Here is a 22,379-nt window from a genome sequence, read left to right on the forward strand (position 1 = left end):
AAGCACAATTTAGCTATTAAATTGCTTATTTCGTCACAAAAACCTTTCTTCCTTCAATTTTAAAATGTACGTCTCCTGTTAATTCAAGCATTGTTAATACTTCAGATACTTTTCCAAATCTGGAAATTGTACCTCCAAAAAGCTCTTTACCAACGAGTTTATTTTCATAAACCACTTCAATATCGTACCATCTGGCCACCTCACGCATGATATTTTCAAGTGGTTCGTTTCTGAACATAAATTCACCGTTCTTCCAGGCTACAGCCTCATCGGGATCAATTTCTTTTATTTTCAAAGTATGATCAACTAAAACAGACTGTTGGTTAGGTCGCAGTGTAATACCATCTTTTTCTGAATTCTTATCAGAATCCACCAATGGTACCACTCTAACTATACCTTCCAGTAAAGTTGTTTTTACGTTAAGGTCATTAGAATAAGCACTGATATTAAAGTGAGTACCCAAGACTTCCACTTCCTGTCCTTTTGTTACGACAGCAAATGGTACTTTAGTCAGCTCATGATTTTTGTCACCCATCCTGGTGATTTCAAAGTAGGCTTCGCCGCTCAACGTAACTTTCCGGGCTTTGGATAAAGGGAAAGTCGAGGGATATGTGAGGGAGGAAGCGGCGTTGAGCCATACTTTTGAGCCATCCGACAAAGAGATCTGATATTGTCCGCCTTTAGGCGTAGAAATTGTATTGTATCCTATTGATGCTATACCGGACTTCTCATCAATTATTTTATATAGAATTTCACCATCTTTTATTTTTGTAATTTCAAGTCCCGACTCATTAGCCAATACTCCATTTTTGGCATCAGAAAGATTGATAATCTTCCCACTCGCGAGTTTGAGAACGGCTTTATTTGCATAAGCACTAATTACCTGATCAGCCGGAATCGTTACACTTTGTTGTGATTTATAGAATACTACACCAATCCCCAATACGGCTATAATAGCAGCAGCCACCCAACGCATTGGCCATAACTTTCTTACAGTCATTTGATCATTATATTTCGGAAGTTTTGCATAAATCCGTCTTCCAAGCTCCTCAACTCTGTCTTCCGCAAGAGCTGGCTCAGACTCATTATACAGCATGTAGTACCGCTCCACTAAAGCCTTTTCAGCTTCACTGCAATTTCCGGCGCTATACCTTAATAATAATTGCTTTGCTTCTTCTTTTTGCATTATCAATGAGGGTTAATTAAATCTAAAACGGATAACCATAGACCAACAGGAAGATTTTAAAAAAATAAAATAAACAATTCTATTTAGAGGATAAATAATTCAGAATTAAGACCATAAACAGATAGATCCCCAATCTTGCTCTCAATATCTTTAGGGCATTTGTTATTTGTTTCGAAACATTATATTCCGATGTATTCAATATTTCTGCAATCTCCTTATGAGAATAATGCTCTTTTCTGCTCATCTCAAATATCTGTCGCATTTTCTTAGGCAGAGCCTGAATTTCCTTTTCTATATAAGCCTTGAATTCCTTTTCCCTTATCAGGTGATCGGTATTTTCAACACCATTATTGAGTGTAAAATCACTAAAAGACGAAATGTACTTGGATTCTATTTTCTGGTGTCCAAAAATATCCAGTATTTTATTTCGGGTACAGGTATATAAATAACCGACCAGGTTCACTGCAGTAAGGTCACTCTCTCTTTTCACCCAAAGATTGGCAAACACTTCCTGAATCACATCTTGAGCAAGATCCTCATCCTTCAGTTTTTTATAGGCGTGCGTTATCATCAGGTAATGATACCTATTGTAAATCTCGTTGTAAGCTTTGTAGTTCGATTCTTTCAAAAGATCTACAAGCTCCGCGTCAGAAAGTTTTTTACAATCGAGCATGCTGTATTATTGAGGATTTTGACTAGTTGTTCCCAGTTTTACACTAATGCATGTAAGATCGGGTATTTCAGCCAATTTTTTAACAAAAAATCTAATTTTCTGCTAAAACCCAAATCGAAACCTTCCCTTCATTTACAGTAAACGCTCCATCGCCATTGTCATCTATCTTGACCCTATCCTCCTCATTACATAAAGCGTTCTTGAATATTTTCCCTGCAAACTTCGGCCCCATGTGCATCATTTTTTGAGCTGCTTCGCCATTAGACATTAAAACCGCACAACCAGAGTTTTCATGATCTTCATCCCCTTGCCGCGTCCAGCCAATGCAGTTTGGATGATCAAAGTAATCAAACTGCTCTCCATACGCAAAATGCTTTCTGACCTGGAGCATAACGTCTATATCCACCATTTTTTCGAGAGTGACCTTGTGATCCTCACCATCTTTACCTGCATCCGTATATTCTGAACCATAAAGGTCGGTATAAAATACACAGGGATATCCACCTGTCCTAAGCAAGATAAGCGCATAGGCCAATGGTCTAAACCATGCTTCTACAGGATTCTCCAAAGACTGAAGTGGCTGGGTGTCATGATTTTCGACTAATGTAACAGCGAGTTCAGGATAAACTGATACCAGACTACCTTTCAGGATCTCACTCAAATTAAACTCACCCCCCAATTTGGACGCTTCATGGAAATTGGCCTGTAGTGGTGCATCAAACAAAGACATTCTTCGTCCGGTGACTTCAATATATTTGATCATTGCCTCTAGATCATACGGTGCCCAATACTCCCCTACAGTAAAGAATTCCTGCTTAAATTCTCCGCGCATGTAATCCAACCATTCATTATAAAACCAGTGCGGCATGTGTTTAATGGCATCGAGTCTGAAGCCATTTATCCCTGTCGTTTCGTAAAACCATTTCCCCCAATGCTTCAGTTCTTCCATTACATTGGGATTGCGAAAATCAACATCAGATAGCATCAGGTAGTCATAATTGCCATGTTCTTTATCCGGTACATCCTGCCATCCTTCGCCATATTCATTCTGAATGCTAAAAATTGCTGTTTCTCCAGTTCTATCATCATAATCAACACCTGAAAAACACTGAAAATCCCAAACAAACTCAGAGTACTTTCCGTTTCTCCCTGGAAATGTGAATTTTGTATAACCCTCAATTTCATAAGCTTCGCTAATGAACTCATTCCGATTTTCAGGATTGACTTTTCTGACGATAATGGTTTCTTTTTCATCTGCCCCGCCCATATGATTGAGAACAATATCAGCGTAAATCTGCAGTCCTGATTCTTTGCCTACTGCTATTGCAGCGATCAATTCTTCCTTAGTGCCATATTTTGTTGCTACAGATCCCTTCTGATCAAATTCTCCCAGGTCATAAATATCATACGCATCATATCCACTTGAACTGGCCCCCTCAGTGCCTTTGTGTGCCGGAGGCAGCCATACCGTATCTATTCCAATACCTTTCAGATGTGGGGCCTGATCCTTAAAATGATTCCACAAACTGCTATTCGCTGGGAAATACCATTCAAAAAATTGCAACATAGTAAAGTTTTCCATTGAATCAGGGAATTAAATTGTTTGATATAAGTAAATCATCGTACTCTGCAATTATTCAATGCCTTAACCCATTTCTTATGACCGCATTTATCGCATTGATGTGATTTTATCGGATTCATTTGTAAAATATTCCCACAATGCGAACAGGCATATTTCCCCTTTTCAAGAATCTCTTCACTCGCCTTGTCAAACAGCGCCGGCATAATCGGCAATCCATACTTGACCATTTCATCGGGATAGAAAAATATACTCAAATTACCTGAAGTCTCTAATATCGCAGTCTCAACCTGGCCAAGATGAGAAACACTTTGCTGCCTCAGTTCTGAAAAGAACTCATCCTGCGCGAGGCCTTCTTTATTAAATTCTTTTATCGAAAATTCGCCGTCAATTATGAAATAGACACATTTCCCTTCGACCAAATCGTCGATCTTAGTACTCTTGGCCATCAGGTAAGTTGTAAATCTATACGCTCCTACTATAATACCAAATATGACAATGGGGAACAGAAGACCGATTTCTTTGTAGAACATAGGATCACCAGCTGCAGACCCCAAACTGATGATCACAACGAGTTCAAAAACCGAAAGCTGCCTTACACCTCGTTTTCCCAGAAGCCGCAACCCAATCAGTATGATAAAATACATCATTATGGTACGCAGGGATATTTCTAGAAGAAACTCCCAATCTTCCTCACCTATAAAGAATTTGTTCCAGTCTATTGAAGTCATATTTGTAAGAATAGTTAATAACAATGATAGCAGCCCTAATATGTGATTTCCTAACAACACTACTTTAAATGATTTGTTTCAGAGATGCGGAATAACTATCTCTAATCAGTCGAATTCAATCTGTTAATAAAAAAAGCTCCTGTTTTTTCAAACAGGAGCTTTTTTAACTATTCAGTCATATTAAATTATTTAAATATAGAATCAGGTATTTTACCTGTCCACGAAGCCGGAATTTCCTTAACACCAAAGATTTTAGCCAGTACCAAGGCGGTGTTTTTATTACTGTTAAATTCTGTTATCAATCCTTTTGTCTTGATTTTAGGTCCTGTAATTGCCCAGGGCACCTGCATTTCATTCATAGTCACACCTCCATGCCCTTTATTGATACCTCCATGATCAGTAATTAACAAAAAATGCGTGTCTTTATATAGATCATCAGCTTTTAACTTATCCAGCAATGCGCCGATTGCCACGTCTGCATCTTCTATTGCTTTGATATATGGCGGCGACATCCAGCCATAACCATGACCAGCATGATCTGTATGAACACTGTATAAAAATACCAGAGTTGGGTTTTTCTTATTTTTCAATAAGAAATCATGTGCCTTAGCATAATTTACGCTATACTCATCTTTCTCTTCAAAATTAATCTCATCAAGGTATTTTTTATTGATTGGATTGATCAATTCTTTCCAATTGTAATAATAGGCTGTTTTAATATTACTCATGTTATCTTTCAAAACTTTAAATATTGATGGATAGTACCCATCCTGATCCGTTTCTATTGAAGTCAAGGTATGTTTTTGCAGCGTCCAGTCATTAGCAGTTATTCCATGCTCCTCAGGTCCAGATCCGGTCATGTGGCTTGTCCAGTTTGGCAAAGTTACTGAAGGCATTACCGGTCTGGTAGTCAGAGACAGCACTCCGTCAGCAATCATTTTATCCAAATTTGGATGTTTAGCTGTTTTAAATCCTTCGGTGCTAAATCCGTCAAGTCCGATAATGAGTACCCTGGTCGCTTTCTGTGCCGATACCGTATTGGCAATAAATAAAAAAATAATAAAAAGTAAGTGTTTCATAATTGTGTTAAGTGATTCGTGTTAATATGGATTAAATTTTTGTACTAAACTAAATAAAGATAAATCTAAAAAAAGATATCTAGCATTAAACATACAAAGCCACAACAAAATAATGAACAAATAACCAGCTAAATGTCAGCTAAATAACGCAGAAGTACATTTCATTTGGATAAATAAAAGCACTATTAATGTGTCTAGAAAATCTCTCCTGTAGAGAGATCTCTCAGTTTAGGGGAAATGGCTCTACCTATTCCATTGAATAAGATTTTGATACCCATAACCCTCCCTATGGATCTCCTATAGCTTGTAGAAAGTGCTTTTTTACCATTGATAAAAACCGAGGCTCGTTTATCTTCCACCTTAATTTGTACCGTCCCTCCATTTTCAGGATTAAATGCGAGGTTACCAAGAAATTGCTCTGATCCAAGAACCCGGTTTTCCGAGAATTTGTATTCAGAAAAAGCAACACAGTTCGCCCGGTATAATTTCAATAAGTGCCGGTGTTTCTCTCCCAGTATAATGAAAGTTGTTTCAATGCACTGTGTGCCCGGTCTGCTTTGCTCCGCAAAAACCTTACAGGAAAAATCGAAATTATCACCATTGATCTTTGAAGGTCTGATATTGCTAAATCCAACAAGAAAAGGTTTAGTTGTATCCAACCCTGCGGAGTCAAGTTGTTCAGGAGAAACATAAATATTTTTTGGATTCAACGCACCAAGTCCGTTTATCGGATAGGCTCTGGAGGTATCATTCCCGGAATTGGCTACCCAACCTTTGGTTTGCAGAAAAACTGCAACAGTATCTATGGGCTGTTCCCGACGTAGTAAAGTCGCGTATACCACACCAGGATTTCTGAAAAATTTAGTCACATTCTTCTCTCCCTTTATATTAGAAACCAGGGCTTCATCCATAAAGTCTATTTGAAATTCTTCTCCCTGATCAATAGCAGCTTTACCACTCAACCTAAATACGGCGGTATGAGGAACAGTACCGAAAGGATTCTCACATATGAGTTTGACGTCTTTTGATACAGCATCGCGATTGTACAAATTAAATAAAGCAACAACTACTACAACAAATGCCATAAGCACACCTATCTGAACATAAGGTTTAACTTTTACCTTGTTTATTGCTTTAGCAGCCTCAGTTTCTTTAGTTTTTTCGGGCTCAACTGATATTTTGGTCTTCTGCCTGGATCCCATACATACCAATTCAAACTCTTGCCAGTCCCGATAACCTATAAACTGTGCCAGGGCGTCTCTCGTAGCTTTCTGAGGGTAGTAACGCTTCGAGGTCTTCAGTCGTCCAAGAATTCTTTTAAGTGTATTCTCACTCAAGTAGATTTTTGTTTTCTTGCCAAGTAGCGCGCTTAAAGTATTATAATCTGCACTTCTCCACTCTGAAATGGGTTTATCTCCCATTTTCTCTACAATCTTTTGGCAACAAACATCCATTGCATCTATGAAAAATTGACTATCAGACTGTACAGAATTTAAATCCATTATAACTTATAACACTATAAAACAAACACTTAAAAATACAAAACACTGTTATGATTTTGTACTGCCACGATTACACGTTTTAAGCCTACTCTAGATAGTTTTACAATAATCGCAAATGATAAGCGAGCTAAGGTCAAAATAAAGAATCAAAATCACAACAGCTGATACATCTACTTTATGAAAAGTATTTAATCAATAATATCAACCTATATTTATGAGAAAAAGAATACTCAGTTTAACTCTATTATTCACAACACTAACCGTAATGGAAACTTTCGCGCAAAAAACAATCGAAATTCTCACTAAAAACACAGCGCTTATCCTACAAACGGATCATGAAAATTCGCTGCTATCAACTTATCTGGGAAAAAGGCTGACAGATATCAATGAATACCCCACCATACTGGGGTTAGACAAATTTAAACCCGGATCTGATGACCTTTTGAATAAACGGGAAGCTTACATCGCATCCGGATCATTAAATCTTCTGGAGCCGGGTCTGTCCATAACCCATGCCGATGGTAATAAATCTACAGTACTTTCATTTGCAACGGTTGAGGAGCAACAGGTTGATAAAAACAGAAAGTTGACCAGTATTGTACTAAAAGACAAAAAATACAATTTTCAAGTCAGGCTAAATTACCTTGCCTATTATGATGAAGATGTTATTGAGCAATGGGTTGAAATAAATCACAACGAAAAGAGCTCAATCACGCTGAACAAATATGCATCGGCAAATCTTACTTTGAGTGGTAAAAAGTTTTTCTTAAAGAGCCATTACAGTGGCTGGGGCCGCGAAATGAGATCTGAAGAACAGCAACTTCTTCATGGTATTAAAACCTTAGATTCCAAACTTGGGACGAGAAACAACCTGTTACATTCTTCATCATTTATGGTTTCTGTCGACCAGCCTGCCACCGAAGATACCGGAGAAGTAATCGCCGGATCATTAGAGTGGTCAGGAAATTTCAGATTGGATTTCGAAACTTTTGATGAATATTACCTGAGAATTACGGCAGGAATTAACAATTTTGCCTCCAATTATACGCTAAAACCGGGAGAAAATTTTATTACACCGCGCTTTGTCTATACTTATTCTTCTGAAGGCAAAGGTCTCGCGAGCAGAAATATGCAAAATTGGGCAAGAACTTATCAGTTGCTGGAAGGCAAAGGCGAGCGGTTAAGTATCTTAAACAATTGGGAGACAACTTATTTTGACTTTAATGATGAAAAGTTAAAACACCTTATTGAAGACACAAAAAAACTCGGGGTCGATGTCTTTTTATTAGACGATGGTTGGTTTGGCAATAAATATCCTAGGAATCAGGCTAATGCAGGTTTGGGAGATTGGGAATACAACAAACAAAAACTCAAAAATGGCATCAGTGCCCTCGGTAAGGAATCAACCGCAAATGGTGTAAAATTCGGCATCTGGCTCGAACCGGAGATGGTTAATCCAAAAAGCGAACTTTATGAAAAGCATCCTGACTGGATCATAAGACAGCCCGAAAGGAAGGAATATTACATGAGAAATCAACTTGTATTAGATCTGACTAACCCAAAAGTTCAGGATTTCATATATAATGTAGTAGATCAAACCTTTAAAGAAGTACCGGAACTCGCATTTATCAAATGGGATTGTAACTCGCTTATCTATAATGCAAATTCACCGACTTTAAAAAATCAGGATCATTTTTATATCGAATACGTCAGAGGGTTGAATGCCGTATTGGAAAGAATACGGGCAAAATACCCGAAAGTGCCGATGATGCTTTGTGCTGGCGGTGGTACCCGCGTTGATTATGCAGCATTGAAATATTTTACAGAATTCTGGCCTAGCGACAATACAAACCCATTTGACAGGATATTTATCCAGTGGGAATATTCTTATTACTTCCCTTCTATTGCTGTTGACAACCATATTACTGATATGGGTAAACAGCCTATAAAATTCAAAACTGATGTCGCCATGATGGGTAAACTGGGTTATGATGTACGGGTAAATGAACTTCCTGAAAAAGATCTTCTTTTCAGCCAAAACGCGGTGAAGTTATACAATAGCTTTAAAGATATCATTTGGCATGGTGATCAATACAGACTACAAGACCCCTATGAAAATAAAGCTGCGTCTATTGCCTATGTAAACGCCAATAAAGAACAGGCAATAATCTTCAATTATTATGTCTCAACTATTTATGAAACAGGAATAGCATTGCCTATTAAATTAAAAGGATTGGATCCGGCAAAAAAATACAACATAAAAGAAATCAATCTATATCCCGGCACAACATCTCCGATTGATGCACAAAAGATTTATTCAGGGGATTTCCTGATGAAAATAGGCTTTAATCCTGAAGTAAATAGCAAAAGAACCAGCGTTATCTTACAGCTACAAGCTATAGCTCCTTAACGCCTCTACTTCCGCTATTGACAAAGCCAGGTGTTTTCCCAGCATTGAAGATCCATCTGCCGTGATTACAAAATCATCTTCTACCCGAATGCCGCCAAATGAGCGGTATTCGTTTACCTGATCATAGTTAATATATTCGGAAAATTTGCTTTCGGTGTGCCATCTATCGATCAGTTCCGGAATGAAATAGATACCAGGTTCAACAGTCAACACATAATCTTTTTCAAGCTCTTTACCCAAACGCAATGATTTAAGACCAAACTGTTCTGTATTCTTCAACAAAACGTCGCTATAGCCTACATACTGCTCGCCAAGATCCTCCATATCATGTACATCCAGCCCCATCATATGACCCGTTCCGCATTGAAAGAATAATGCATGCGCACCTCGCTGAACAGCTTCCTCCATATCTCCTTTCATGAGACCAATAGCTTTCAATCCTTCTGCCAGCTCAAGACAGGCCATTTTGTGTACGTCTAAATAACGCGTACCTGGACGCAACGCGCCAACAGCTTTATGATAGGCATTGAGAACAATTGTATAAATATCTTTTTGCTTGTTACTAAAAGTTTTTCCGGCGGGGAACGTACGGGTTAAATCACCTGCATACCCCATCTGGGTCTCAGCACCAGAATCGTTCAGCACCAAATCACCGTCTTTGAGCAAATTTCCATGATAATGGTTGTGCAGTATCTGCCCATTTATGGTGAAAATAATCGGATAAGCAAGATTTCCTCCCTCACTCAAGGCCACCTGATGTATGGCCGCCGCTATCTCGCTTTCTTTCATTCCAGGTCTTGCAATCTTCATGGCTAAAAGATGCATATCTGCAGAAATAACTGCCGCATTATTTAGTTCAACAATCTCAGCCTCAGACTTCAATGACCGCTGAGCCACCACTGCTTTAATCAAAGGTATTGAAGCCTCCCGACCTACGTTATGTACACTAATCCCCAACAGATCAGCAACTCTAATGGTATTTTCAGCTCGGTATGGTGGTAAAAAGTGAATTGCAATTCCCTTTGTTTGAGCTGTTTTAATATAACCCTCAAGTGCAGACAACGGAAGCACCTCTGTAAGTCCAGAATCATAAACTTTTTCCTGTAGAGTCTTCTGACGCCCCATCCAAACAATATCATCTATGTTCATTTCGTCACCAAAAACGATGACTTTATCGTTCTCGATATCGACCACCGCAGCAAGTTCAGGTTGTTGTATACCAAAATAATATAGAAAAGTACTATCCTGCCTGAAATGGTAGGTATTGTGTAAAAAATTCATAGGACTTTCGGTATTACCCATAAACAGAACAATACCTGATCCCAGAGTTGTGGAAAGCAGTGCTCTTCTTTTAACGTATTCGATCTTTTGGAACATAATTTTTGGATGTGCTTATTCTTTGCTAATTACTTAATTTTCTGCCATACCACTATAATCTTTTCGAATTTAATTTGCACACTATTTTTTCAGTCCGAATATTCCTTCCAACATCTTAAAACCCTGCCCATTGCATTCACAAGAAGATTTAAGATCAAAAACTTCTTTTAATTTCATGAAAAATTACCATATTGTAATCTGGCACAATTGATGCTTATGATGCGCAAAGGAAGTTTTACGTATAAAATAGTACTAAATTGTCCTTAACCGATATATAAATATATGCTTGTAATCAATAATTTCGAAGAGTACCAATCGCACCTGGGCAAAGAACTAGGTGTTTCTAATTGGCATAAAATAGATCAAGAACAGATTAATAAATTTGCAGATGCTACACTGGATCACCAATGGATACATGTAGATAAGGAAAAAGCCGAAAATGAAGGCCCGTTTAAAGCTACCATCGCTCATGGCTACCTGACTTTATCATTAATCCCATATTTATGGAAGCAGATTGCAGACGTCCGCAACATCAAAATGGAAATCAACTATGGCATTGAAAATTTCAAATTCGGACAACCTGTCCTGGTAGACAATGATGTTCAACTAAAAGCTAAACTTACTTCAATCGCAAATTTAAGGGGTGTGACTAAGGTTATTATTGAAGCTACCCTTGTAATCAAAGATCAGCCCAAACCAGCATATACAGGAGAAGTCGTATTCCTGTATCATTTTATATAAGTTCTAAAACCAAAACAGCAACAATTTCTATCTGACAATCAGAATCTTATATTGTTTTAAATACATTTTAGGTCTGATGTCCAATTCTCCGTTCCTCTAACATTATTGTGTTATAACACAATAATGTTAGAGGAACAATCTCATGCACTCGCCAACACACCGGCGGGACAATAGGTAATACAGCGCGAATTAATAAGCTGGAGTAAAATTTTAATTTTTATCTTAGTGGTCATATATTAATCTGCTCTCTTGAAAAAAAAATGTGCTTTCATTCTCTTTTTATTTATATGCTGTAATGCATTTAAACTATCGGCACAAACCAACCGTAAGGTTTCTGGTTCTGTGATAGATACTGCTAAAGCCGCAATTCCCAACGTTAAAGTGATGATCATCCTTGATAAGGATACATTAACAACCCAGACTGATGATGACGGAAATTTCAGTATGTCAAAGATCAATGCTGATAAATTTTCTGTACAGGTCTCCATGTTAGGTTATTATGGACTGAAAGCTGATTATACTTTTACTGAAAAAGAAAAGCATAAGCGACTGGAAGCTTTCATGCTAAAGATGTCCAGCCAAATGCTCAAAGAAGTTGTAATCAAAGGGAAACCTAATCCTGTCAGATTCATGCAGGATACGGTTGAATTTAACGCCGACGCATTCCAGGTCAATGAAGGCGACAATGTTGCCGATCTGATGAAGCAGTTTCCGGGCATGGAGATCGACGAAAATTACAACGTCAAGACGATGGGCAAAGACATGATCAAACTTCGCATAAATGGCAAAGATTTTTTTACCAATAATGTTAAAGATTTTATCGGAAGACTACCGGCAGGCATTGTTTCCAAGATTCAGGTAATAGACGATTTTGGTGACGAGGCAAATTTTACGGGCATCAAAATAGGTGAACCGATAAAAATGCTGAACATTGTTACAAAGCCTGGCATGAACAAAGGTATATTTGGAAACCTCTCCAGCAACGCGGGAACCAATGACATGATCGGCAGTAATGGCCGCATGAATTTATGGAACGATACCAGGCAAAGTTCCGCTGATGTAAACCTCAGCACCTCAAATAACGGAGCCGGAACCAGCAGATCTCTGGGTATAGGATTGAGTCATAACGACAAGATGGGAAAAAATGGGCAAAGTGGCTTTTCGTATAGTTTTAATAATAATACGAATGCTTTTTCAAATGAACAGGTCACAGAGACAATAAATCCTGAAGGCAACTTCACCAACAGTTCCAAACGTAAAGGTGAAAACGGGGGAAGCGACCACAACGCCAATTGGAATATAAATTATAACAACAAAAAGGTTTTCATTCAGGGATATGTCATGGGCGGTTATAACCACTCAGACAATCAAAATTTATCTTTTAGTAATCAATACGGTCTCATCCGCCAGGATCTGAAAAATAACAATAGCTCAAATGGCAGCGCACCAAACGTTAACGCCAACATTTCAATATCAAAAAAGCTCAGGAATCAAAAGAACTCATTCTCTGCAAAAGCTGCTTTTGGACTATCTGGAAATAGCAGGGATCAGTACATCAGTACAAATACAATTTATTACGACAAAAACACGGGTGCCTTCCTAAAAGATTCACTTCTGACCAGAGATTTGAATAGCAGGTCCAATAGCCAGAATTTGAGCTTTGGCTTCAACTATAGCATAGGATTGAAAAAACCTAAAGACACACTGGGAAGACAAAGCCTTAATTTTTCTTACAATGGAGCGGTGAGCCAGTCTATGAACGAAGTATCTACATTTGTCTTCGACAACAAAACCAACGAAGTTTCCTTTGTAGATTCCCTAAGTACCTCCTTCAGTACCATTTCATTCAATCAGACATTGGGTATCAACTATAATTATGGGTCGAGTAAAAACAGATATAGTATTGGCTTCAACGCAAGACCTAATATCATGACCAACCGTGACCTGAGGCTGACAAGAACAATAAAAAACAATACATTCAACTATTCGCCAAACCTTAATTACGGCAAAACGATAGCTAAAGGAAAGACGCTTTCCTTTAATTACCAGGGCTCCAACAATAATCCTACAATTAACCAATTGCAGCCCATTAGAAACACACAAAGTTTGCAAAACATAATAGTGGGCAATCCGGATTTAAAACCTTCCTTCAGTCACAATCTGAATGGGAGTTTCAATTATTCCCACATAAAATCCGGCAGGTCTTTGCAAGTAGGTGTAAACGCCTCTACTACACAAAGGGAGATTGTAGACCATGTAATTTTAGTACCCGACACCTTAAATAGCTTAAAACAGATCACACGCTATGAAAATGTAGATGGGAATTATCAGGTTAGCGGCAATTACAACTTCAATATCCCGATTAAAAGTAATAAGTATTCGTTTAGCTATTCCGGTTCAATGGGATTTTCTAACCGCGCAGTCATCTTTAACAATAAAAAAACTTTTGGCAAAGGCCTTAATTTCTCACAGCGGTTTGCAGGAAGCATGACAACCAAAAAAATCACTCTGAATACGCAGGCCGCTTATACCATAACTAATAACAACAATACCAATTCATTATACCGGTTTTCTGAATATCAGCCCATAGGTATTGGTCAGATTACTGCCCCAACATTCTTTAAGACGATCAGTTTTAACTCTTCCCTTAACGGTAGCTTAAGACTAAAAAATCTGACATTAAATACTGGGATTAATTACAATACCAGTCATAGTGATCCAACTGGTGATCAGGCTATCAGGGATATCAGCAATATCAATATGAATTTGTCTGGCCGGCTAACGATAATCAAATCCTATTTCATTAGTTTTAATACCTCAAAAAGGCTCAATTACGGTTATGCTTTAGCAAACTCAAATCCTCTTATCATCAATACAACCCTTGGAAGAAACTTCCTCAAAGACAAAAACCTGAGTTTAACTGTGAGTGGCAACGACCTTCTTGGACAGGGCAATAATATCTCACGTATGGTTTCAGGAAATACGATTATTGACAGCCGTAACAAACAACAGACCCGGGTCTTTTCACTAAACTTAAATTACAACTTATCGAGATTTGGAGGACGACATTTCCGTGTAAATAATGAATTTTAATTATCCTCCTCCAAGCTGAATTCTCTCTAAAATAAGCCATTTAATAAATCGTCATTTACAAGAACTGGTAAAGTGACTTTCAGGCTTGGTGTTCGTTCCATTTCTCTTCTGATCGCAAAATTTGCTTCTGCATTACGCGCCCAGCTGCGTCTGGCAATCCCGTTGTTTACATCGTAAAACAACATATTTTTAAGCTTTTGATCGGCTTCTTCCGTACCGTCTAATACCATTCCAAAGCCACCATTGATCACCTCCCCCCAGCCTACACCACCTCCATTGTGAACAGAAACCCAGGAAGCACCTCTAAAACTATCGCCAATCACATTTTGTATGGCCATATCGGCAGTAAAGCTGCTCCCATCGTATATATTACTTGTTTCTCTAAAAGGAGAATCGGTACCACTTACATCGTGATGGTCTCGTCCCAATACGACGGGTGCAGATAGTTGTCCGCTATTCACCGCCTCATTGAATCTCGCTGCTATTTTTGCCCTGCCTTCTGCGTCTGCATATAAAATCCTGGCTTGCGAACCCACTACTAGTTTATTCTGTCCTGCTTCCTTAATCCAGGTAATGTTATCCTGCAACTGTTGCTGGATTTCATCTGGAGCTTCTTCTTTTATTTGCTCCATTACTTCCAGCGCCAATTGGTCAGTTAACTTTAAGTCTTTTTCATCTCCGGAAGTACATACCCATCTAAATGGGCCAAAACCATAATCGAAGCACATAGGCCCGAGGATATCTTGAACGTAAGAAGAATATTTAAAATCTTTTCCATTACTGGCCATCACATCGGCACCTGCCCTGCTGCATTCCAGTAAAAAGGCATTTCCATAATCAAAGAAGTATGTCCCTTTAGCTACATGTGCATTGATAGCTGCCGCATGTCTTCTCAGAGATTCCTGAACTTTATTTTTAAACTGTCCAGGATCTTCAGCCATCATTTGATTGGCCTCTTCATAACTCAGACCTACCGGATAATATCCCCCCGACCATGGATTGTGCAGGGAAGTTTGATCGGAACCAATTTCAATAGTAACATTTTCTTTATCGAAACGCTCCCATACCTCTACCACGTTGCCTATGTAAGCCAGAGATATTGTTTCTTTTGCTGCTATCGCTTGAAGAACTCGTTGCACCAATACATCCGAATTGTCAATCAGCTCATCTACCCAACCTTGTTCTTTTCTCTTTCTCGCTGCTCCCGGATTAATTTCAGCACATACGGTAATGCAACCGGTAATGTTTCCTGCCTTAGGTTGTGCACCACTCATCCCTCCCAGCCCTGCCGTTAGAAATATTCTGCCGGCTGGCGTTTCACCAGGTTGCAATTTTTTCCTGAATGCATTCATCAGGGTAATCGCTGTACCATGTACAATTCCCTGCGGACCAATGTACATATAGGAACCCGCAGTCATCTGTCCATACTGGGTTACGCCTAGAGCGCTAAACCGCTCTAAATCGTCCGGTTTAGAATAATTAGGAATCATCATTCCGTTGCTAACCACAACACGCGGAGCATTCCTTGAAGATGGAAACAAACCCTGCGGATGGCCGCTATACATATTTAAAGTTTGTTCATCCGTCATGGTAGCCAGATACTGCATCGTAAGCAGGTACTGAGCCCAGTTTTGAAACACACCGCCATTTCCCCCATATGTAATGAGTTCATCCGGGTGCTGGGCTACTTTAGGATCCAGGTTATTCTGGATCATGAGCATGATACAACCCGCATGTAAACTGTTAAAAGGATATTCATGAACCGGGCGGGCATACATGGAATAATCTGGCTTAAAGCGGTACATGTAAATGCGACCATAAGTCTTCAGTTCTTCCAAAAATTCTACCGCGAGTTCTTCGTGCCACTCCTGTGGAAAATACCTGAGTGCGTTGCGCAAACTCAGCTTTTTTTCATCCGAAGTTAAAATATCTTTACGAACCGGCGCATGATTGACATTTGTATCATATATTTTTTTTGCAGGCAAAACCTCTGGAATTCCCTGTAAGATTTGTTCTTTAAAGTTCATCAATCCCGAAATTAAAATTCCTCAAAGTAAGTGCTGAATTCAGTGGTATAATTTAGGTTTTCGGCAGCAGCTGTTGCTTTTGCAATTTGTAGCAACTCTCCACTTTTCACCATATCAATGGTAGTCTCCATTATATCGTACATGATCTGATCCTGCTCCAGATGCTTTACTTTTTTGCGGACAGCCTCATGGATGGCATTAATTATCTTTCCTGGTTTTAACGGAGCATGAAAATCCATCGCCTGCGCGGCACAGAATAATTCTATTCCCAATATCTTTTCTACGTTTTCAATTACCTGTAGTGCTTTACGTCCGCTAATGGATCCCATACTTACATGATCTTCCTGTCCAAGAGAGGTTGGAATACTATCGGCACTCGCCGGAAAACAAAGTCCTTTATTCTCGCTGGCTAACGCAGCTGAAGTATATTGAAGAATCATAAAGCCGGAATTTAAGCCGGTTTCCTTCATCAATAGCTTAGGCACTCCCGGGGTGGTTCCCTCAAGAGAAAGGTAAATTCTCCTGTCAGATATATTTCCAATTTCGGAAGCAGCAAGACACGCATAATCTAATGGCATGGCCATTGGCTGCCCATGAAAGTTACCTCCACTTACTGTAAAGTCTTCACTAAATATTACAGGATTGTCTGTTACGGCATTAATTTCTATTTCAAGCATTTCTTTCAAATGCAACCAGGCATTTCTCGAAGCGCCATGAACCTGAGGGATACAGCGCAAAGAATAAGGGTCCTGTACGCGTGAGCAATTGGCGTGAGAAACAACAATCTGAGAATCTGCCAGCAGACTACGGATATGAGCTGCAACATGCTGGTTACCTTTATAGGGTCTCAGTAAATGTAGTTTTTGCTCAAAAGGCTTGGCCGAACCCAATAACCCTTCCAGCATCATCGCTGCCGTAAGATCTGCGGTAGCAAGCAAGTTATGAAAACGTTCTATAACTTTTACTGCATGCGCCGCTATAAACTGTGTTCCATTGATCAATGCAAGTCCTTCTTTGGCACCTAATGCGACTGGATTCAAACCATGAGCATTTAAAAGTGTACCGGTTTCTTTGATCTCCCCTTCATGATGTACTTTCCCAAGACCAATAAGCGGGAGGAAAAGATGAGAAAGTGGCGCCAGGTCACCTGACGCACCTACCGATCCTTGTTTTGGAACAACTGGAATAATGTCATTTTCCAAATGCCAGATCATACGGTCTAAAGTAGCTTCCTGGATACCAGAGTATCCCTGAGCCAGCGCCTGGATTTTTAATACCAGCATCAGCTTTGATATTTCTTCTGCAACGGGTTCTCCAATTCCTACAGCGTGGCTTTTAAGAATATTCTCTTGTAGCTTCTTAGTATCCTCAGCAGAGATCATTTCTGTACATAACGGCCCGAAACCGGTATTAATTCCATACACCGCTTTATCCGAAAGTGCAATCTTATCTACAATAGCACTGCTCTTACGTACACTTTCCCGGGTCTCTTCACTCAATATCCCTTTTATTGTTCCTCTGCTGATTGCCAAAGCTTTGCTTACTGTAAGCATATCGGCTCCGTATTTAAAAATCTTATCCACGCTGCTATTTTTAATATGATTCAAACAAATGTAATTCATACTTTTGATAATTATAAATACCATTTAGATCATCAATCAATAACCATGAGTTATCAAATAGAACTTCGCCACCTCAAATATTTTAAGGTTCTTGCAGAAGAACTTAAATTTCGCCTGGCCGCAGAAAAGCTCTTCATTTCGCAGCCGGGACTGACCAGGCAAATCCAGCAAATGGAAGAGATCTTTAAAGTTTCTTTGTTTGACCGCACAAAAAGAAAAGTAGAGCTAACGACAGCAGGCGTTTACCTGAAAGAAGAAGTTGATTTTATCTTCAATCATTTGGATACAATTAAAAAACACCTCGAAAATATCGGAGCGGGTAAGGAAACGGAACTCCGAATTGGTTTTCTCGGTTCAGCTGCGCAAAATGTGATCCCCGAATTGATTTTGAGGCTAAATAAAGATTACCCGGGTATCCAGACACTGCTGGAAGAAATGCCTAACAAAATGCAGCTGGAATTTATAGAAAAAGACAAATTAGACTTAGGGTTTGTTCGATTACCAAGGGTACCTGACGGAATTTCTCAACATCAGGTATTTCAGGATTCATTTTCTTTGGTACTTCCTGAAAATCATCCTATCAATACATCCAATTTTCAAAACATCCGCCAACTCAGTACAGAATCTTTCATATTTTTCTCCAGTGAAGACAGTCCTCACTACTATGATCTGATCATGAGTATCTGTGAAGACAAAGGCTTCAGACCAAAAGTTTTCCATAAATCAGTAAGTGCGTTAACTATATTCAAACTGGTAGAACAGGGCCTGGGGGTAGCGATAGTCCCTACTTCTCTACAACACGGATACAACCTTTCTATAAAGTTTATTGAATTAAAAGACATTCCTCAGCGAACAGAGCTATCTGTAATCTGGAAAGAGTCAAATCGTAATCCTGCTTTAAAAAATGTAATCTCGCTGCTAATTGGCTCCACGTGATTTGTCTTCAGCTGCCTAACTCAATCCCTGCTCCGTATGAGCTACATGCGCATCATGGATTATGGATTTGATATCCGACTTAGGTCTTTTATGAGCAACAGGAGGATGTAAATCTTCCTCAACAACTTCATCATCATCTGAAACATTTCCTCTAAAGCGCAATGCTGTATCACGTATTTTATCACGTGCCTCCTTACCGCTTGCTGGAGCAAACAATACACCCAGAACAGCACCTACAGCAAGTCCGCCAATTAAAGCAACAACTGGTGCTATTCCATCAGATTTTTGTCTAAAAAAAGCCTCGATCAATTTCCTATTTTTCATAATCAGCATTTTGAGTTATTCCCATTATATATTTGGATAAATCAACAAATACTGGCTATCGAAAGTTTCATTTAAATTTATAAAGTCTCATAGTTTAGTTACCTGGCTTTTATCTTCACCCGTTTTTAAGCTACTTTTTACAAAATCTGCGACTGTCTTTGCTGGCACGGCAATACTACTTGTTCTGCTAAATCTGGCAATATTTATCCCATAAAACATACCCTCCATATCAAATACCGGCCCGCCACATTCAGTTGGCTTTAACTTACTGTCGTGTACAAACACCCGGTCAAAACCAAACCTCCTCTCACTTTTACCATCGGTAAACTGATCGGCTATGTGTGTTCTCACATTTAACCTGGAAGCCAGCTTGATGTCCTTTGTAAACTCTTCTTCCCCTCTCTTGATCTGTAATTTCACCTTTTGCTCGGGTTTAAATTTCTGAATTTCATTTACAAGATCTTCGGGATCGTTTATAGCTTTGCCGTTAACACTCAACAACTGATCACCTACCCGTAACATCGCTAAACTCGCCGGACTCCTCCGTTGAAGTGTGGTAAGCACGATCAGGCCGTCCTTTAATTCTGTTGTAACTCCTAAAAATCCCGAATTCGGAACATTTTTTATGTTGACACCAGCATTTCCCAGTACACCAATTTGACCCGAATTATCAGGATGTGGTGAAATTAGAAACTTCCCTATTTCATTAAACCCAATACTGTCTTTTCTAACATTTAAATCAACCCCATTCTTCATTTTGCCATTGATCTCCAAAAGCACCAGATCATTTGCGTCATCACGTTTTATTACCCGGGCTGCAATTACTTTGTCAGCTTTTATGACAACCAGAGGTGACTCACCTACCATTGAACTTTTACTTATTAAAAAGCTCTTATCCGTCGTCATTTTCTTATCTGCAAAAGGCGCTGCATTAAACAGCGTTCCCAAAACAGTACTTTCTTTGCCCTCCAACTGACTTTTTACTGTAAAACTGCTGCGTTCCAGGACAGACTCCAGCTTAGAAAAATTTTCGTTTATATTTTCCAGGCCGCTTATTGAGTTTAGTTGGTTTACCAATGGATCTGAAGACAGCAGACTATCTGCGGGAGGCAACTCTGAATAACTTTTTGCTACAGTAAGTGCTTTCCAGTACTTTCTATAGAGGTCTACGGCAATTTCAAAGTTTCCATCCAAACCCAGTTCAATTTGACTGTGGAGTCCAATTACCCTTCCCTTTAAGTCGAATACCGGACCTCCGGAATCTCCCGGTTCCATCAGGCAAGTAGTCTGAATAAACCCATTTTTTGCGTTCCTATCTACCACATATCCAAAACGCAATGTAGGTTTCAACTGCGGCAAACTACCCGGATAGGCTATACTAATACAAGGTTCATATTTTTTTAAAGAACCGGACCACCCCATCTCTGCAAATGGCCACACTCCTTTTTCAATGATCTTTAAGATTGCTGCGTCGTTGGCGGGAATCCTACCTAATCCTTTAGCTATAAATGTCTTGCCATTTGGAAAATAAATCTGATAGATTCTGTCAGGCCTTACTGCATGAGCTGCGGATAAAATATAACCGGCTGCGTCGACTACTACCCCACTAAACATACCACTTAAGACCCGTTTTGAAAGCGTATCATATGGCTTTATTAAAACAGCAGATGCAAGTGCCTTTTGGCTGGTTTGCTTAACCTCATTTTCGAGGCGTCTGGCATCAAATTTCTGTGTAAAACCTTGCGTACAGACCTGCAGCAACATTAAGATCAATAATAATCTCCTCATTTCCAGTTTAGTTTTATGATTTGTGGTAAGATCATAAAATCATACAATGGTTTAAAACTATTGACTGTTGTATTAGATATATTACAATATCCCTCTAATAATAAAGCGGGCATCACCCTATTATGAACATCCCGCTTTTTATTAACGCTCTCGAAGTCGAAAATATAACAAACTAAATTAATCTCGTTAATTCAGTTTGTTCAGTTTTCTAAACGTCATTCATTTTCAATCATTCTATAAATCTTTTTGAAAAAAATTCAAATTATCTTCCTGTTACCAGGCTTTTAAACGTTATTTCAATGTAAAGGCTCTACATCTACCAATGAAAGCCCTGCGCATGATGATTATATGTTTAAAAATGAGATTTGAAATCAGATTTTAATAGTGAAATTTCAGTCCTAATATTAATCGGCAAAATTGTTCAAGATCAGCAAAAGTGATAATCCTTTTGGTGATCGGAATCAATTCATTCGTAGCAGATGATTCTGCGTATAGGTACCTGTCATTTACTGAGTAATAAAAAGCTGGTGTACTTTCTGTCTTTTCGCAAATTAAAAACACTCCTCTTAAATCATGAGCAGCATAAAAATTCGCCATGAATTCATATGTTAATTTTAGACTATCCCTTATCATAATATCTCCTTTATATGATTATTTCAAATATTATCCTTTCTGAATGCAGAACAGGAATCATACCAAAAGTCAAAACATAGTCATTTATTTTCTGTTTACCCCTTCCATCTGTAAGCTATCTAATGGTTCGCTTATTTTATTATATGTTCCTGCTAAGCTACCCCCGCCCGAACAATAGAAATTCAATATTCCCACATCTTCTTTCTTCTCTGTTCCAATGGTCATATTTTTTTCTCCAAAAGTATATAGGATGTTTTTCCCATTTACAGTTGTTTTAAAAATATTGGCTGACAGTCTGTTGGCATCCGCATCAAAAGTACAGGTTGGTTTTTTCTTGTCTGCCCTCGAACGTATGGAAATGTGAAGTGTGCTGTCCGATAGTTTGGTTGCCGTTACTGCTACCCAATCATAACCTTTGTCACGGTCAAGGTATTCTGGCGTTACGTAATTTCCAGAAAAATCAACAGCAATAGACTGTTCTTCAACAGGCCCCTGTTCTGTATTTGCTGTGTTTTGGGAATCATTGTTACAGCTGGTTGCTATACCGATAAATCCCAGAGCTAATAATGTTTTTATAAATTTCATAGATAATGTTGTTTGTTTTTATTTAATCAGTTAGTACAACAAATCTATTCAAAAAAAGAGACTTTTTTTTTCTGCTAGCAGCTAGATAAATAA

General features: G+C 38.8%; 17 protein-coding genes. 4 read left to right on the forward strand and 13 right to left on the reverse strand.

The window, feature by feature from the left end; all coding sequences use genetic code 11:
* Nucleotides 1–25 precede the first annotated feature (25 nt).
* The 6 genes from R2Q78_RS05670 to R2Q78_RS05695 all read right to left on the reverse strand — a co-directional run bounded on the left by R2Q78_RS05670 (nucleotide 26) and on the right by R2Q78_RS05695 (nucleotide 6,750).
* A complete protein-coding gene (locus R2Q78_RS05670) occupies nucleotides 26–1,186 on the reverse strand; it encodes a FecR family protein (RefSeq protein WP_316789714.1) in 1,161 nt (386 codons plus the stop codon).
* 79 nt (nucleotides 1,187–1,265) lie between these two features.
* Nucleotides 1,266–1,859: an RNA polymerase sigma-70 factor gene (locus R2Q78_RS05675; protein ID WP_316789716.1), complete on the reverse strand. Its 594-nt coding sequence runs from the start codon at nucleotides 1,857–1,859 to the stop codon at nucleotides 1,266–1,268.
* A gap of 91 nt (nucleotides 1,860–1,950) precedes the next feature.
* Entirely contained in the window at nucleotides 1,951–3,441 is a 1,491-nt protein-coding gene (locus R2Q78_RS05680) for an alpha-amylase (protein ID WP_316789718.1), read from the reverse strand.
* A gap of 35 nt (nucleotides 3,442–3,476) precedes the next feature.
* On the reverse strand, nucleotides 3,477–4,169 hold the full coding sequence (locus R2Q78_RS05685; protein WP_316789719.1) for a YetF domain-containing protein: 693 nt from the start codon (nucleotides 4,167–4,169) through the stop codon (nucleotides 3,477–3,479).
* A 185-nt stretch (nucleotides 4,170–4,354) separates the two neighbouring features.
* Nucleotides 4,355–5,248 carry an ectonucleotide pyrophosphatase/phosphodiesterase gene (locus R2Q78_RS05690; protein WP_316789720.1) on the reverse strand — a complete coding sequence of 298 codons (894 nt, stop codon included), beginning with the start codon at nucleotides 5,246–5,248 and terminating at the stop codon, nucleotides 4,355–4,357.
* Nucleotides 5,249–5,442: 194 nt separating this feature from the next.
* Nucleotides 5,443–6,750 (reverse strand): hypothetical protein, encoded by a 1,308-nt coding sequence (locus tag R2Q78_RS05695; RefSeq protein ID WP_316789722.1) that lies wholly within the window; start codon nucleotides 6,748–6,750, stop codon nucleotides 5,443–5,445.
* A gap of 214 nt (nucleotides 6,751–6,964) precedes the next feature.
* Here R2Q78_RS05695 and R2Q78_RS05700 point away from each other — a divergent pair, with 214 nt between their 5' ends.
* Nucleotides 6,965–9,160, forward strand: coding sequence for an alpha-galactosidase (locus R2Q78_RS05700; RefSeq protein WP_316789724.1), 2,196 nt, complete (start codon nucleotides 6,965–6,967; stop codon nucleotides 9,158–9,160).
* Here R2Q78_RS05700 and R2Q78_RS05705 read toward each other — a convergent pair.
* Nucleotides 9,140–10,537 carry an aminopeptidase P family protein gene (locus R2Q78_RS05705; RefSeq protein WP_316789727.1) on the reverse strand — a complete coding sequence of 466 codons (1,398 nt, stop codon included), beginning with the start codon at nucleotides 10,535–10,537 and terminating at the stop codon, nucleotides 9,140–9,142. The genes R2Q78_RS05700 and R2Q78_RS05705 overlap by 21 nt on opposite strands.
* Before the next feature lie 282 nt (nucleotides 10,538–10,819).
* On the opposite strand from R2Q78_RS05705, the gene R2Q78_RS05710 reads away from it, so the two are divergent.
* Together R2Q78_RS05710 and R2Q78_RS05715 are read left to right on the forward strand one after the other, a co-directional pair.
* Entirely contained in the window at nucleotides 10,820–11,278 is a 459-nt protein-coding gene (locus tag R2Q78_RS05710) for a MaoC family dehydratase (RefSeq protein WP_136836468.1), read from the forward strand.
* A 249-nt stretch (nucleotides 11,279–11,527) separates the two neighbouring features.
* On the forward strand, nucleotides 11,528–14,371 hold the full coding sequence (locus R2Q78_RS05715) for a TonB-dependent receptor (protein ID WP_316789729.1): 2,844 nt from the start codon (nucleotides 11,528–11,530) through the stop codon (nucleotides 14,369–14,371).
* A 26-nt stretch (nucleotides 14,372–14,397) separates the two neighbouring features.
* On the opposite strand, the gene R2Q78_RS05720 is transcribed toward R2Q78_RS05715, so the two are convergent.
* Both R2Q78_RS05720 and hutH read right to left on the reverse strand, forming a co-directional pair.
* Nucleotides 14,398–16,398, reverse strand: a complete 2,001-nt coding sequence (locus R2Q78_RS05720) for a urocanate hydratase (protein ID WP_316789731.1) — start codon at nucleotides 16,396–16,398, stop codon at nucleotides 14,398–14,400.
* A gap of 11 nt (nucleotides 16,399–16,409) precedes the next feature.
* Nucleotides 16,410–17,981 carry a histidine ammonia-lyase gene (hutH, locus tag R2Q78_RS05725; RefSeq protein WP_316789734.1) on the reverse strand — a complete coding sequence of 524 codons (1,572 nt, stop codon included), beginning with the start codon at nucleotides 17,979–17,981 and terminating at the stop codon, nucleotides 16,410–16,412.
* An 84-nt stretch (nucleotides 17,982–18,065) separates the two neighbouring features.
* Here hutH and R2Q78_RS05730 point away from each other — a divergent pair, with 84 nt between their 5' ends.
* Complete coding sequence (locus tag R2Q78_RS05730; RefSeq protein ID WP_316789736.1) at nucleotides 18,066–18,956, forward strand: LysR substrate-binding domain-containing protein; 891 nt, start codon at nucleotides 18,066–18,068, stop codon at nucleotides 18,954–18,956.
* A gap of 15 nt (nucleotides 18,957–18,971) precedes the next feature.
* Here R2Q78_RS05730 and R2Q78_RS05735 read toward each other — a convergent pair whose 3' ends face one another.
* The 4 genes from R2Q78_RS05735 to R2Q78_RS05750 form a co-directional block, all read right to left on the reverse strand.
* On the reverse strand, nucleotides 18,972–19,280 hold the full coding sequence (locus tag R2Q78_RS05735; RefSeq protein ID WP_316789737.1) for a YtxH domain-containing protein: 309 nt from the start codon (nucleotides 19,278–19,280) through the stop codon (nucleotides 18,972–18,974).
* 87 nt (nucleotides 19,281–19,367) lie between these two features.
* Entirely contained in the window at nucleotides 19,368–21,068 is a 1,701-nt protein-coding gene (locus R2Q78_RS05740; RefSeq protein WP_316789739.1) for a S1C family serine protease, read from the reverse strand.
* A gap of 378 nt (nucleotides 21,069–21,446) precedes the next feature.
* Nucleotides 21,447–21,665 carry a hypothetical protein gene (locus R2Q78_RS05745; RefSeq protein WP_316789742.1) on the reverse strand — a complete coding sequence of 73 codons (219 nt, stop codon included), beginning with the start codon at nucleotides 21,663–21,665 and terminating at the stop codon, nucleotides 21,447–21,449.
* Nucleotides 21,666–21,785: 120 nt separating this feature from the next.
* Nucleotides 21,786–22,286 carry a hypothetical protein gene (locus R2Q78_RS05750; RefSeq protein WP_316789744.1) on the reverse strand — a complete coding sequence of 167 codons (501 nt, stop codon included), beginning with the start codon at nucleotides 22,284–22,286 and terminating at the stop codon, nucleotides 21,786–21,788.
* Between the last annotated feature and the right edge of the window lie 93 nt (nucleotides 22,287–22,379).

Origin of the sequence: Pedobacter frigoris, assembly GCF_032678645.1 — a bacterium.
GTDB lineage: Bacteria > Bacteroidota > Bacteroidia > Sphingobacteriales > Sphingobacteriaceae > Pedobacter > Pedobacter frigoris_A.